The organism is Photobacterium sp. GB-210 (assembly GCF_003026075.1).
Lineage (GTDB): Bacteria > Pseudomonadota > Gammaproteobacteria > Enterobacterales > Vibrionaceae > Photobacterium.
In genome coordinates, this window is sequence record NZ_PYNU01000021.1 from 26,874 (window position 1) to 41,326 (window position 14,453).

Annotated in this window: 13 protein-coding genes; 9 read left to right on the plus strand and 4 right to left on the minus strand. The window is 35.9% G+C overall.

The window, feature by feature from the left end; all coding sequences use genetic code 11:
* Nucleotides 1–37: 37 nt before the first annotated feature.
* From C9J38_RS17705 to C9J38_RS17715, 3 genes are all read right to left on the minus strand, one after another.
* Entirely contained in the window at nucleotides 38–1,066 is a 1,029-nt protein-coding gene (locus C9J38_RS17705) for an acyltransferase (protein ID WP_107208245.1), read from the minus strand.
* Nucleotides 1,067–1,268: 202 nt separating this feature from the next.
* Nucleotides 1,269–1,949, minus strand: a complete 681-nt coding sequence (locus C9J38_RS17710) for a DUF3334 family protein (RefSeq protein ID WP_107208246.1) — start codon at nucleotides 1,947–1,949, stop codon at nucleotides 1,269–1,271.
* A 166-nt stretch (nucleotides 1,950–2,115) separates the two neighbouring features.
* Nucleotides 2,116–2,475 (minus strand): glutathione S-transferase N-terminal domain-containing protein, encoded by a 360-nt coding sequence (locus C9J38_RS17715; protein WP_107208247.1) that lies wholly within the window; start codon nucleotides 2,473–2,475, stop codon nucleotides 2,116–2,118.
* A 317-nt stretch (nucleotides 2,476–2,792) separates the two neighbouring features.
* On the opposite strand from C9J38_RS17715, the gene C9J38_RS17720 reads away from it, so the two are divergent.
* From C9J38_RS17720 to C9J38_RS17760, 9 genes are all read left to right on the plus strand, one after another.
* Nucleotides 2,793–3,761 (plus strand): response regulator, encoded by a 969-nt coding sequence (locus C9J38_RS17720; RefSeq protein WP_107208248.1) that lies wholly within the window; start codon nucleotides 2,793–2,795, stop codon nucleotides 3,759–3,761.
* Nucleotides 3,758–4,777, plus strand: a complete 1,020-nt coding sequence (locus tag C9J38_RS17725; protein WP_107208249.1) for a GGDEF domain-containing protein — start codon at nucleotides 3,758–3,760, stop codon at nucleotides 4,775–4,777. Before C9J38_RS17720 ends, C9J38_RS17725 begins: the two co-directional genes overlap by 4 nt.
* Nucleotides 4,778–4,842: 65 nt before the next feature.
* The gene (locus C9J38_RS17730) at nucleotides 4,843–5,187 is read left to right on the plus strand and encodes a DUF3802 family protein (RefSeq protein WP_158259295.1); all 345 of its coding nucleotides are present in this window, start codon (nucleotides 4,843–4,845) and stop codon (nucleotides 5,185–5,187) included.
* 321 nt (nucleotides 5,188–5,508) lie between these two features.
* The gene (locus C9J38_RS17735) at nucleotides 5,509–7,590 is read left to right on the plus strand and encodes a methyl-accepting chemotaxis protein (protein ID WP_107208251.1); all 2,082 of its coding nucleotides are present in this window, start codon (nucleotides 5,509–5,511) and stop codon (nucleotides 7,588–7,590) included.
* A gap of 93 nt (nucleotides 7,591–7,683) precedes the next feature.
* Nucleotides 7,684–8,409, plus strand: a complete 726-nt coding sequence (locus C9J38_RS17740) for a tRNA-uridine aminocarboxypropyltransferase (RefSeq protein WP_107208252.1) — start codon at nucleotides 7,684–7,686, stop codon at nucleotides 8,407–8,409.
* A gap of 232 nt (nucleotides 8,410–8,641) precedes the next feature.
* Nucleotides 8,642–9,550, plus strand: coding sequence for an N-acetylglucosamine kinase (gene nagK, locus C9J38_RS17745; protein WP_107208253.1), 909 nt, complete (start codon nucleotides 8,642–8,644; stop codon nucleotides 9,548–9,550).
* Nucleotides 9,551–9,681: 131 nt separating this feature from the next.
* Complete coding sequence (locus tag C9J38_RS17750) at nucleotides 9,682–10,011, plus strand: hypothetical protein (RefSeq protein WP_107208254.1); 330 nt, start codon at nucleotides 9,682–9,684, stop codon at nucleotides 10,009–10,011.
* A gap of 142 nt (nucleotides 10,012–10,153) precedes the next feature.
* Nucleotides 10,154–11,437 (plus strand): DEAD/DEAH box helicase, encoded by a 1,284-nt coding sequence (locus C9J38_RS17755; RefSeq protein ID WP_107208255.1) that lies wholly within the window; start codon nucleotides 10,154–10,156, stop codon nucleotides 11,435–11,437.
* Nucleotides 11,438–11,623: 186 nt separating this feature from the next.
* The gene (locus tag C9J38_RS17760; RefSeq protein WP_107208256.1) at nucleotides 11,624–12,940 is read left to right on the plus strand and encodes a GGDEF domain-containing protein; all 1,317 of its coding nucleotides are present in this window, start codon (nucleotides 11,624–11,626) and stop codon (nucleotides 12,938–12,940) included.
* A 63-nt stretch (nucleotides 12,941–13,003) separates the two neighbouring features.
* Here C9J38_RS17760 and C9J38_RS17765 read toward each other — a convergent pair whose 3' ends face one another.
* Entirely contained in the window at nucleotides 13,004–14,416 is a 1,413-nt protein-coding gene (locus tag C9J38_RS17765) for a basic amino acid/polyamine antiporter (RefSeq protein WP_107208257.1), read from the minus strand.
* Between the last annotated feature and the right edge of the window lie 37 nt (nucleotides 14,417–14,453).

Sequence of the window (14,453 nt, forward strand, 5' to 3'; positions counted from 1 at the left end):
GCCCTCAAGTGTAAACGAGAGGGCTTTTTTCATGCTGTTAGCGAACTAATAGATACCCAAAAGGGAGTTTCCGTAAGAGCTTCACTAAGAGGAATGAAATGATAAAAGCAAAAGGTAATGCTAAAAAGCTGGATAATATCGGATTGATATTAAGCATGAAAACCAAATTAAAAAAGTAAATAACAATAAGTAAATGACAGAGGTATATACCTAAAATATCTTTACTAAATGCTGTTGGCTTTAACTGTTCTCCAAAATTAGACTTATCTTGAAGAAATAAGAAAATCCCTACAGCCCATACTGGTGAACTTAATAAGAAATCATGATAAAAGGCACCATTAGCAAAGAAATAGAGGTAATTTGCCTCTATTAAAAATACAGCAAAACCAATACTAGCAATAATTAAGCTTAGTTTGGTATTCAATGTTATCTGGCGACGATGTATTTCATAACCTAATACAACAAATAACGTACTAAAAAAGGGGCCGTTACGGGTTAAAATTGGTGCTTCTATATTTGTAATTGGAACATAGCTGCCTGCAGCACAACCATAAATGAATAATATTAAACCAACAGGTAATAGTAGGTTATCAAGGCGATATTTATGTAACAAGGTTATGATACCTATCGCGCAAATTAGAGCAGGGATGTACCACAAGTGTACAAGAGAACCTTCAAACAAAGTATTTATTGGGTTTGCAAGTAAACTATTCCAGTGATTACTGCGCTCGGCAAGGTAACCGTCACTGAGTAGTATCGAAAAGTTAAAAGGGATTATTAGAAAAACAACACTCCAACTTAACCACATAATGAGCAGAGGTTTTGCGTACTTTACTAAAACATCTTCTTTTGACGTGCTGGCGACTAATTTTGGGTAATAAAAATAACCTGCAATAATGAAAAATAGCGGCACAGCAAAACGACTCATTTGATTTAAGAACATCCCAATGAGGGGCTCTCCGAAAATCAACGGTGTTTTCATAAAGACTTGACTGTGTAAGCCTATAATTGCGAGTAAAGCAATGAGTCGCCCAGATTCAAAACTAGTAATACGCTTGTGTGTCATTACAGCATTCTCATCAAATAATTTCGCAAAGAAGGTAAACTTAAAAGTCTATTTTGTAAATTAAACTGAAGGGGAAAAGAGTGGTTAGCAGGAGGAATAGATATAAAATGTGACTAATATCTCACACCGATATTTGTTTTGAGAAAAGGCAATACATGAGAGTAATATATTGCCTATTAAATATTCATTAAAACCTATTAGATTAAATGCCTAGTTGATCAAAGAGATCTTGGTCGTTAATATCTTTTAACGTTTGATTTTTAGCATTTTCCTTTTGTTGTTCAAGCTTGGCTGATTCAAAAATGCTGTCGGTGTCTTGAGTGTCTTGTTCAAATTCTTCCAGTTGGATAAATTCGGTTTTATCCATAGCAAATTCAAGATAGAAAATGTTGTTCTTGGCTGTAGTAAAGCTAACACGACGAGCTTGAGGGCGATCTAAGTTGGTATCAACAGATAATAAGATTTGTTTGTTGAGTGCTAACATTTTTGGTTGGTTCTGAGTAATTGAGACTTTTAACTCACGTCCGATCTTACCCGTAAAATCCCCAACGACTTGATTCATTAATTCACCAAGAATATTCGCAACCTCATCAGAGGTATGATGTACAGCGAGCTCATCTTCAGAAATCCCCATACGTAGCATATATTCTTTATAAAGCTCCATTGCTGCTTGGTTGGTAAAGTTTGTAACGACTAAACCAGTAAAACCGCCATCAAATAGTACAAAGCAACCAATATCAGGTTTTAAACTTGTTTTATTAATTTTTTGTACCATGGCGGAATAGGAAACGTCAGTTTCTGTTGCTTTAGATAAGACATCGGAAAGTGATTGGCACAGTTTTAATAGAATATCATCAGTAGTGACGGTTTTTAATTTTCTCATTGTACGTCCTGTTGTATCAAGATGTTGAAGGCAGCCACTAAATAGTTGCTTTAATAAAGTGGAGAAGATGCCGATAAAACAATAACGGTTGTTTATCGGCATCAAAAGAGGGAACTTTAGTCGTTGTTATTAAAAGGTTATTTGGGGAGGATTTTAACTCTGTAACCTAGCCATTAAAACGTTTTTGAAGATAGGCGATAATATCGCTAGACTCATACATCCATTCAACGCCGTCTTCTTTTTCAATGCGTAAACAAGGAACTTTGCGCTTACCGCCTTGTTCGATTAATTCTTGCTCCCAAGGTGATACTTTTGCATCACGTGTTTCTAACGGTAAGCTTAGTCGTTTAGCTTCGCGACGTACCTTTACACAAAAAGGGCATGCATCAAATTGATATAACTTGAGTTTAGCTACCGCTTTGTTGACCTCATTTTGCTGTTCGGAAGAACGTTTTATCCCGCGAGGAGAAAAAATAAAATTTAGGACAAGAATAATACGCCCAAGAATCCAGCGAATAACCTTCATACTGACAAACCTTACATAATTAATATAGTGTTAATTTATTTTCATACATCCAAATGGACAGTATTAGAATACCGTGAAATTATGGTCATTTATAGTCATCTTATTATAACGGCAACATCACTTTACGAGTATAAATACAAGCTTATCCGAATATCATCGATAAACTTATCACTCTGTTGTAATGTAATTTTTGGAACCAAAGTCAAAAATTAGACCAATGTCACTTATCAACTAAATTTCATAACCAAATGATAGATATTTGTAGCAATATCTCTATGATATTTTTATTAATGTTAAAAAGATCCTAATCTATTGTTATGGCGAAAAATATACTAATTTGTGATGACTCACCGCTAGTCCATAAATCAATGACGCGTTTGTTGAAGGATAGCTATGACATAAATTTATATTATGCTGAAAATGGTAGTGATGGCCTAGATAAAATAGCTAAAAATAATATTGATGTCGTTTTTCTAGATCTGACTATGCCTATCATGGATGGTTTTGAAGTATTAAAACGACTTCCGAGTTTCAGTTATAAGCCTACAATTGTGATTATTTCTGCAGATGTCCAAAAAGAAGCAGCAAGGCGTTGTTTGATGCTTGGTGCCGATTATTTTTTGTCAAAGCCATTTGACAAGAAAAAGCTCAAACAACTGCTATCGAATTTACAAATCACGGTGTTAACAAATACAACCGCGAACGATAACACTTTATCTGTTGATTATATTGAAGGTTTTAGAGAAATCGCAAATATCTCACTTGGTCGTGGTGCTGCAATTATTTCAGACCATCTTGGTGAGTTTATTAAAATGCCATTGCCATATGTCGCCACTATGCAAAGTAGCGATCTTGCTATGACAATTGCTGATATTCGTAGTGATCATCAATCAATTGCAATTGCTCAGCGCTTTGTCGGTGGTGGTATTCATGGTGAAGCTTTAGTTGATTTACGCGGTAAAGATATTCTTTCGTTTGGCGAAAAATTGGGTTTTAGTCAAACAAATGAAGATAAAAATGAAGTTGTTATTGATATTAGTAATATCATGGTTTCTTCTTTTCTCGTTGCTTTATCAGAACAAATAAGTATTCCATTCTCAGTTCGGCAGCCAATCATTTTAGAAGAATATATGAATTTGAGTCAGAAAGAGCATGAAGAGAGTGATTTTTTTACCGTGGAATACGTATATAAAGCTGAAACACTGGATCTTGAATGTGAAGTACTATTTATGATGGATAGTCACTCCACCAAAGTTATTCACCAGATTATGGAAACATTAAATTGAGTGATATTTCATTAGCTGATTTTCATTTAACCATGCAGGTCCTTGATCATTTGGATGCAGGGATTGTGATATTGGATAAAGATTACAATGTATATGCATGGAATACATTTATGCAGGCATATAGCGGTATATCAACCGATCAAATAATGGGTAAGCCTTTATTTGATGTTGTAGAGAATTTACCTAAGAATTGGCTAAAAAATAAAATATCATCAACATTTAAATTACGAATGCGCTCTTTTTCTGCATGGGAAGATCGTCCTTGGGTATTCAAGTTTAGTAATTTTAGTCCAATCTCTGGAGGTGCTGATTTCATGTATCAAAACATGACATTAACACCTTTGAAGTCTTTGACTGGTGAATATACTCATATCTGTTTAACGATTACAGATGTCACGGATATAGCTAAAAATAAAAACCACCTAAGGGAGTCAAACGAGCAATTAACTCATCTTAGTATCACAGATCGATTAACCCAGCTGTATAATCGTGGGCATTGGGAAAATTGTTTAGTTGAAGAGTTTGAACACTATCAGCAAATGCATCAATCGATGACATTAGTTATGTTTGATATCGATCATTTTAAAAATGTTAATGATACTTATGGCCATGTTGCTGGTGATGCCGTCATTAAAACGATTGCTGACATCGTTCGAAAAGCAAAACGGCAAAGCGATATAGCAGGGCGCTATGGGGGAGAAGAGTTTGGTGTGATTTTACCTGGAACTACGGCAGATATGACCAGCTATTTTACTGAAAGATTACGTAAAAAAGTAGAAAAGGCGAATGTTGTTGTTGATGGTAAGACAATTAATGTCACGATAAGTTTAGGTGTGTGCCAGTTACACCCAGGTATAACCAACTATGAATCATGGCTAGAACAAACTGATTCTGCTCTGTATGAATCGAAGAATAAAGGACGAAATCAAACGACAGTAATGCAAGCGGATGGTAAATTTACTTCACTAGCGACAAATGTAAAAAATATCAATGAATTCAATAGAAATATTGGTTAATGAAAAAATAAATAGTAAAGTATATAAAAATTTTCTGATTATATATGGATAGTATTGTGGAAAATCTGGTCGTAAATACAGAAGGATATGAAGCTTTAGTTGAGTATTTAGCCTCAAGTTTAACCTTATTTGAAGGGTTATCCGTATCTGAAAAAAGCATTACTATAGAAGATGTCGTCACTGATTTAATCGCAACGCAATTGATGACCGTATTTTCGCAAAACCCTGATATTGAGCAAGATGTTCGTTTTCAGTTAATGCAAGAAGCTGATTTAGTTCTTGCTGATCTCAATCAAGTTCTTGAAGGAATTTGGTTATGTGAAGCTTCTGATGTGCAAATTAGTTTCTTAGAAGACTTTATTAGTTTAGTAAAAAACTTATTTGACTCAGCAATTTTAAAAATTTATTAAAAATTTTAATGTAGTTAATCCATTTAATAAATGCAGAAAAGGAATAAGGCATTTAATGTCATATTTTATTTCAACTTTATGCTGTATTTTATCATATAAAAAACATCAAAAATCCCTATATGGAATGTAAGTTAAGTAGAACTTAATTCATGTCTATTATCATTAAAAACAAGAATATTAATAAAATAAATAATTGAAATATTTCTTTAACAATTAATTATTACCTTAATGCTCCATAGAGAGTATTCATAATATTAATAATTGGTAGTTAGCATTTTGCTTTTTACTTTTCTCTCTTAACAATGTTCTGAGGATAGGTTAATGAAGCAAGCACATCGCGCAAAAAAATTATCTGTTGTTTTAAGAATTCAGTTTGTTTTAGCAATACTGGTAACAATCAGTCTTACGCTTTCTTTTTCGGGTAATAATGGATTAAATAACATGACCCGAGAGTTTGATGTATTAAGCAACCAAGCGGTGCCAGTATCATTAAAAAACACCACGATTGTGACAAGTGCATTAGAAGTTGAGCAAAGCTTAAGTGATATGTTGATGAGTAATAATGAACAGTCACTGAATCAAACATTTGCTATTTATAAGAATATGCATAGCCAAGGTGAAGATGCAGGTAAAGAGTTAGAGATACTAGCAAAAACTTATAAGATAAACTGGTTAAAACAATATGCAGAAAAATACTTGTCTGAAGTTGAATCCATTAATCAATTAGCGTTTGATATTTATTCCATTCAAAAAGAAATTATTCTAAATAAAGAAAAGCTAGCAACTGAGCGCTCAACGATGAACTATGCGGTTTCATCTGTTCGTTCAGAAATGAGTCGTGTTGGTATAACGTTATATTCTGATAACGAGTATGCGATGAGTAATGTCACTAACTTTTTAAATCATGCTGTAGAGTTAAGCGGTAACTTGATGCTGTTAGTAACAGAACCTGATTTGGTTAAAGCAAAGTTGATAGCAAAAGATCTTAAACGTACGAATTTATCAGGGATGAAATATGCTTGGGGTGAATTGGTACGTGAAAATGGTGCGATAAATGATTTTTCAAGCCTCACTGTGCCATTTGAAATGGTAAAAAAGTTATTTGCCAAACAGGGATATATTGAACGTTATTTAAATGTATTGAAACTCAATGAAGAACAAAGCATTAAATATACCGAAGTTAAACACCAAACTAGTTTGATTATGGATTTACTCCAAGTGATTACCCAGCAATCACATGGCTTAATTAAAAATGGTGAAAATGGTTTTACACATGCAAGCAATGATGCACGACAAATGTTCCTAATTTTTAGCATCATTGGGTTAATTATTTCAGTGCTTGCAGGAACGTGGATAAGCCGCGTAGTGAAAAAGTCGATTGAACATATTAGTGACGTTGTAAATAAAATTAGTGAGGGGAATTTAACGGTTAAGGCAAATACTAATGCTGCTAGTGAATTTGCTCAGTTAGCACAAGTGCTCAACGATCTGTGTGAACATGATAGAGAATCACTACAGCAGTTAATTACTAACAGTAATGAGTTAACCAGTGCTGCTGAATTAAGCATGCACGCTTCTACAACTTCGCGTGTTGCGCTACAAAATCAAAGTGAGGAATTGGCTGTTGTAACAACATCGATGACACAACTTGAAGGTTCTATTCGAGAGATCTCGCAAAGTAGCTCTGAATCAGAAAAACAAGCGCAAAAGGCTCAACAATTAGCTTTAAATGGTGTTGGGATTATTGAGTGCAGTACTCAAGGCTTATTAGCATTAGAAGAGCAATTCGCTATTAATGAAAAGCGAATGCAAGAGTTAGATAATTACGTAAAAGAAATTACAGAAGTCGTGGAGCTTATAAGTTCTATCGCGAATAACACTAACTTACTGGCTTTAAATGCAGCCATTGAAGCAGCAAGAGCGGGAGAACAAGGCCGTGGGTTTGCTGTTGTTGCAGATGAAGTTCGTCAATTGGCAAGTGAAACGAATCAACAAACAGAGTCTATTCGCAATACGATAGCCTCGCTTCATAAAGCGGCTGATGACGTCAATGAAGCGATGTTAGTGAGTCGTAAAGAAATGATGTCGTCTATTGAACGTAGCAGTGATGTGCAACAAGCTATAAATTTGATCAAAAATACTATTTCAGATATCAATCAACAAATGGTGACGATTGCCGTCGCGACACAACAACAAGAACGAGCGTCACAACATGTTGCCCAAAATTTGGAGCAGGTTGCAAGTCGTGCTCAACAAAATAATCACCAGCTTGATACGCTTGTTGATGAAGCTGAACGTGTCGCTGTCATCGCGCAACAACAACAAGGTATGTTGAGCCGTTATCATTTAGAAGATGAAAATGATCCCGTCTTAACATTTGAAACGCCAGTATCGACTAATTAATAATCAGAGACGAACTGGATAGAGTTAATTTTTGTATGTTGCGCATGGTATTCGGTAGAATGCGGCAGTTCATTTTGTCTCAGGTTATCCTTCATGCGCATACATGCTGTACATACTTTATATGACGAACGTTTAGCGCGTTCGACTCGTCCATTTTTAGCTCGCGGTTGTAAAGTTGAGCGTTGTCGTCAATGTATGCTGCGAACTCATCTTTGTATTTGTGAGTATCGACCATTAGCAACATCGAATGCTGCGTTTCTACTCATCATGTTCGATGACGAGATCTTAAAACCAAGCAATACAGGCCGTTTGATTGCTGATGTTTTTGAAGATACCTTCGCTTATATTTGGTCTCGTACTGAACCGAATACAGAGATGTTAGCACTGCTTAATGATCCACAATGGCAACCTTATGTGGTTTTTCCTGCTGAATATGCAGAGCCTGAACGTGTTGCCGAAAACGTTGAGCTGCCAGACGGCAAACGTCCATTATTTATCATGCTGGATGGTAGTTGGGCTGAAGCAAAAAAAATGTTTCGTAAAAGTCCTTACTTAAATAATTTCCCAGTCTTATCGATAAACCCTGATAAACCATCACGTTATAAAATGCGTGAGGCGTCTAAGGATAACCAATTAGGTACAGCAGAAGTTGCTGCTAAAATTGTTGATTTATTTGGTGAGCATGAAAATGCTGAAATGTTAGACCTGTGGTTTGATGTATTTCGTGAAAATTACATCACAGGTAAAATGAATCGACTATTGCCTGATGACCCTGCCTTAAAAACACTTCAAAGTTTTATGCTTGAGTACGGAAATTAAATGTAAACGTTACCTTGTCACTTGTTGTTAATGAGAGAGGTTGTCATTTAATCAGTGATGATTATGTAATTTAGCTAAATTTTTTCTTTAAACGAGATCTTTACACCTCATCATGAGGCTAAATTTGCTATTAGTCACAGATAGAGTGGTGCTTAGTGTGGATAATTTTCAAAGTAGTGAAAGTTTTGTACACTGGTCGGGTGTTGTTGAGCATTATTTGTGAGGTTATAGGATGTACTACGGCTTTGATATCGGCGGTACCAAAATTGAATTTGGGGCATTTAATGAAAAGCTTGAGCGTGTAGCAACAGAGCGTGTGGCAACACCAGGTGATGATTACAATAAGTTAATCGATATAGTTGTTACTTTGGTTCAACAAGCCGATGAAAAATTTGGTTGTGAAGGCTTGGTAGGCATCGGTATTCCTGGTATTGAAGATGCACGAAATGGCGTTGTATTAACGTCTAATATTCCTGCTGCAAAAGGGCGCACGTTACGTGCAGACTTAGAAGCGAAACTGGGTCGTAAAGTGGCACTTGATAACGATGCGAATTGTTTTGCATTATCTGAAGCGTGGGATGATGAACATAAAGATTCGCCATCAGTACTAGGTTTGATCCTTGGTACTGGCGTTGGCGGTGGTATGGTATTTGATGGCAAGGTGTTTTCTGGTCTAAACCATGTAGGTGGTGAACTAGGCCATGCTCGATTACCGTTAGATGCATGGTTGTTTTTAGGTGAAAATGCACCGTTACTCGGTTGTGGATGTGGTCAAAAAGGCTGTATTGATAATTATCTTTCGGGTCGTGGTTTTGAATTGTTATACCAGCACTATTACGGTGAAAAGTTAAAAGCAATTGAAATTATTGGTCATTATCGTGAAGGTGAAGAAAAAGCAGTTGAGCATGTAGAACGTTTCTTAGAGTTGCTTGCTATCTGTTTCGCTAATATCTTTACTGGTTTAGATCCGCACGTTGTGGTACTTGGTGGTGGTTTATCTAATTTTGATGTTATTTACGATGAATTACCAAAGCGTTTACCTAAATATTTATTGTCTGTAGCTGTTGCGCCAAAAGTAGTGAAAGCAAAATATGGTGATGCGGGTGGCGTACGTGGTGCGGCATTCTTAAATATAAAATAATATTTTTTAGATTCAATCAAAAGGGCTCTTATAGAGCTCTTTTTTGTTAAACGAGCCTCATAATTTTACCTCTGTTTAAAATTCTTATTTTTAAATTGCTAGTATGGATATACTTTTATAAGGAAATGAATATGGATATTGCAGAGCTTGAGCAGGAATTAAAAAAAATCTCGCAGCCTTATGAGATAAAATCTTATGGTGTAGACATTAAGTTTGGGTTTTTCTTAGGCCGTTTTTCAGTGTATTACGATAAGAAACGCGACGATTTACGATTTGGTTCGCCATTGAGGTGGATATTAGTTTTAATTTCATTCAGTGCATTAGGCTATCTTATGATGAGCTTCGACTATTCTCCACTAGGAGCATCTTTCCTGTTTATCACTGTGATTATAAATTTTGTTTTTGTTACTATCAGAGAACTGCGAATTTATAGAATAAAAAAACAGCTCTATATCCAATAACATCCTTTCTATAAATCTGCATTGTTGATAATTTTTATATATTGTTTCAATTGATAAAAGCTCGCTTATTTCCTTTTATGGTAGACTCACGGTTCTTACTTGTATCGAAAGTTATAAGTGTTTTTACTGTTAGGAAATCATTATGTCGTTTCAATCCCTAAACCTTCATCCCAATTTGTTAAAAGCATTGACTGAATTAGGTTATTCAACACCTACAGATGTGCAGCAACAAGCAATTCCATTGGCATTGAAAGGTGACGATGTAATGGCTGGTGCACAAACTGGCACAGGTAAAACAGCAGCATTTGCACTTCCACTATTACAACGCTTAATGACGTTACCATCGCAAGCTGAGCAGGTGTCGTCAGCGGTCGAAAATAATCAGAAGTCACGTAATAAAATTCGTGCTTTAATTTTGACTCCAACACGAGAATTAGCTCAACAAGTATTTGATAGTATTACAACGTATGCCAAATATACCGAGTTAAAAGTGGCGGTTGCTTATGGCGGTACGAGTATGAATGTACAAGTTAAAGCCTTAAATGCAGGCGCTGAAGTTTTAGTCGCGACACCTGGACGTTTACTTGATCACGTCTTTAATGGTTCTGTCTCTTTATCTGAAGTTGAAACGTTTGTATTAGATGAAGCAGATCGTATGTTAGACATGGGGTTCATTGTTGATATTCAACGTATTATGAAGCGAATGCCGGCAGAACGTCAGACATTATTTTTCTCTGCTACTTTTTCAAAGCAAGTTAAAAAGCTAGCATTTGATATTCTTACCAACCCTAAAATGGTAGAAGTAACGCCAGCAAATACTGCTGCGGAAACCGTTGAACAAATGGTTTATCCTGTTGATAAACATCGTAAAGCTGAATTACTTGCGTATTTAATTGGTTCTCGTAATTGGCGACAGGTATTGGTTTTCACTAAAACTAAGCAGGGCTCTGATCAGTTAGCAAAAGATTTGGGTTTAGATGGTATTAAAGCGTCATCGATCAATGGTGACAAAAGCCAAGGTGCGCGCCAACGTGCATTAGATGATTTTAAATCAGGTAAGACTCGTGTATTAGTCGCGACTGATGTTGCTGCCAGAGGTCTGGATATTGAGCAACTTGAATATGTAGTTAACTTTGATATGCCTTTCAAAGCTGAAGATTATGTTCACCGTATTGGTCGTACAGGCCGAGCAGGAATGACTGGTCATGCAATTACTTTGATGAGCCTTGATGAAGAATGGGCATTAAAAGCGATTGAAGAGTTATTAGATAGCCGTCTACCACAGCAATGGTTAGAAGGCTATGAGCCTAATCCTGAATTAATAGAAACACAATCTGTTCACCGTGGTGCAGCAGCTGAAAAGCGACGAGCAAAGTCGAAAAGTAGAATCCACCAGAATAGAGGTAAGCATAGAAATCGTCGCTAATATACGGTGAGGCAATAATGATAAATTCAAGATAACTTATTGTTTTATTAGTGTTAATGCTTTGCACTGAAAGTATAATAAGGCTTACATATTAATGATTATTCTATTGTTATAATCGGTAAGCTTTGTTAGTTTTACTACTAAATTATATGCATATTTTTTTCTTTAATTGTCTCTGAGGTTTTCATGACAGGTTTAATAAAACCAGTCCGTTACACTATATTATTTCTAGTTATTTTTACCTGTATTGTTTATGGGTGGTTTATGCTTGGTGGCGCAAAGAAAGAGTACATTGTGTCTCCTGTAAATAGTACATACAAAATTATTGATGATAAAGGACAGAATGGTGCAACAGAATCGTCTTTATATATAGATAGGAATGGTGCATTACTTGAATGTGATATCGTTAATAAAGCGCAATGGCCTTTTTGTGAAATTGCGATATCACTAACAGACTCAGTTGATAAAGGTATTGATCTTAGTGATTATGATAGTGTTGGGATTGATATTGATTATGACAGCCCTTTAGAGGGAGAAAGAGTCCGTATTTATTTACGTAATTATGATTCAGCTTACGCGAAGTTATCAGATCCTATTTCTCTAAAGTTTAATGCAATTGAGTATGCCCCTGGAGAGGATAAAGGGCTAGTTGTATTTCCTCTTCGTTCTTTCCAAGTTTTATCATGGTGGATAGCTGATTACGAAGTGCCTGTTGATAAATCAAGTCGACAGTTTGATAACATTTCAATCATTGAAGTTGCTACAGGCAGTTATGTAAAAGAAGCGAATTATTCCATTAGATTAAATAAGCTGGTTTTTTATGGTGAAAGGATCACTGAACAAGCGTTAGTAAAAATATTGTTATCGCTTTGGGTAGTAACAGCAATATCTTTTATCATTATTGATCGCATTTATCTAAGAAAAAAGATTAAAGAAACAGAAGAACGTACACAACGTTTACGTGCTGCAAACCGTACTTTGTACGAGAAAAGCTTGGTGTTTGAAGAGTTAGCATTTACGGATCCCTTGACGCGAACTCGTAATAGACATGAAATTAATGAATGGTTAGCAGAGGTAACAACACACTCAATTGTTAATAATATTTCTTTTTCAATGATATTTATCGATATTGACTACTTTAAACAAGTGAACGATAAGTATGGCCATCGCTTAGGTGATGAAGTATTACGACGATTTGCAAGTTTGATCAATAAGCGTGTACGAAAATCTGATGTATTTGCTCGTTGGGGAGGAGAAGAATTTGTGATTTTTTGCCCAGCAACACCTTTAGGTGCTACCGCAGAACTGGCTGAATCAATACGTGAATGTATAGAGAGTGCTGTATGGGATAACGGTATGAAAGTGACTTGTAGTTTAGGTGTAGCAGAACTTGAGAATGAAGATTATAGCCACTTTATTGAACGTGCTGATGAGGCCTTAATGAAGGCTAAAGAGCGTGGTAGAAATCGCGTTGAGATAGCTTGGAATGAACGACAGTTATAAGTTAAACAGATGATGTGAAAAAAGCCGTGTTGATTTTATTAACACGGCTTTTTTAGTTGCAATTTAGATGACTAACTTTCCTGTTACAAGTAAGTAGATACCAAACGCTGAAATGGTAATAAGGAATAAAACAAAATAGATTTCTCTACCTACAAAAATAGGCTTATTTTGTTCTCGTTTTGCTTTAATAAAGAAAAACACTCCAGGTAAATACAAAATTGCAGACAACAGCAAATGGTGCAAACCAGATGCGTAGAGTAGCCAGATACCGTATACGGTTGCAAAGATACCAACCCAGAGTAAAGAACCTCTATTTTTAGTTTGTATCGCTATTTTTAACGTATAAGCAGCAACTAAAAAGTAGGGGATCAAAATCATTTCAGAGGCAATGACCAAAATGCTATTGTAGGTTCCACCTGCAAAAGTCACTACAAATAAAGATACCTGAATACAAATAGTCGTTAGGTTTAATGAAGTAACGGCAGTACCGGCTTCATTTTGTTTCTTATAAATTTTAGGAAATACATTATTATTAGCGGCAAGGAACGGTGCTTCTGTTGCTAAAACCGTCCAGCTAAGGAAAGCACCACATACAGAAATAAGTAAGCCACAGCCAATTAGAACGGCTCCCCACGGTCCTAAAATGTGTTCTAATATTTTAGCCGTTGATGGATTTTGTAATTTTGCGAGTTCAGGAGTGCTGATAATACCCATAGAAAGAAGCGTTACAAAAATATAGATAATAAGCGCTGTTAATAGACCGAGAATTGTTGCTCGGCCAATATCTTTCCGATCGCGAGCTCGTGATGAAACAACGACGGCACCTTCAACACCAATAAATACCCATACTGTGATTAACATAGTCGATTTTACTTGATCAAGTAGGTCATGTTTGGAACCAAACTCAATGCCAGTAAAATCAAAAATGAATGTGTGCCATTTGAAGGCAAGCATGGTAAAGAAGACAAATAAGAATAGAGGTACTAATTTAGCGATGGTTGTTACCATATTAATTTTTGCTGCTGTTTTAACACCTCGCAAAATTAAGAAGTGGACGAGCCATAAAATAATAGAAGCGCCAACAACAGATTGCCACGTATTACCAAGTCCAAAAATAACATCATTAGGTTTATCGAAAAACATGCCTAATGTGCTAAAGACAATCACTAAATATGAGACATTTGCTAGCATTGCACTTAGCCAGTAACCCCATGCGGAACAAAATCCGATGTAGTCACCAAAACCAGCTTGCGCATAGCCAAATACACCACTATTAATTTCAGGTTTTATAATTGTAAGGTATTGAAATGATAGGGCGAGAAAGATCATGCCAATACCAGTGATCATCCATCCTATCATTACAGCCGCTGGACTTGCAACGAGTGCCATATTCTGAGGAAGGCTAAATACGCCGGCACCAATCATTGAGCCGATCACGAGTGCTGTTAGCGCCCCTAATCCAAGCTTATTATCCATGTTGTAACCTAATCTTTAATTATCATATATATAAGAT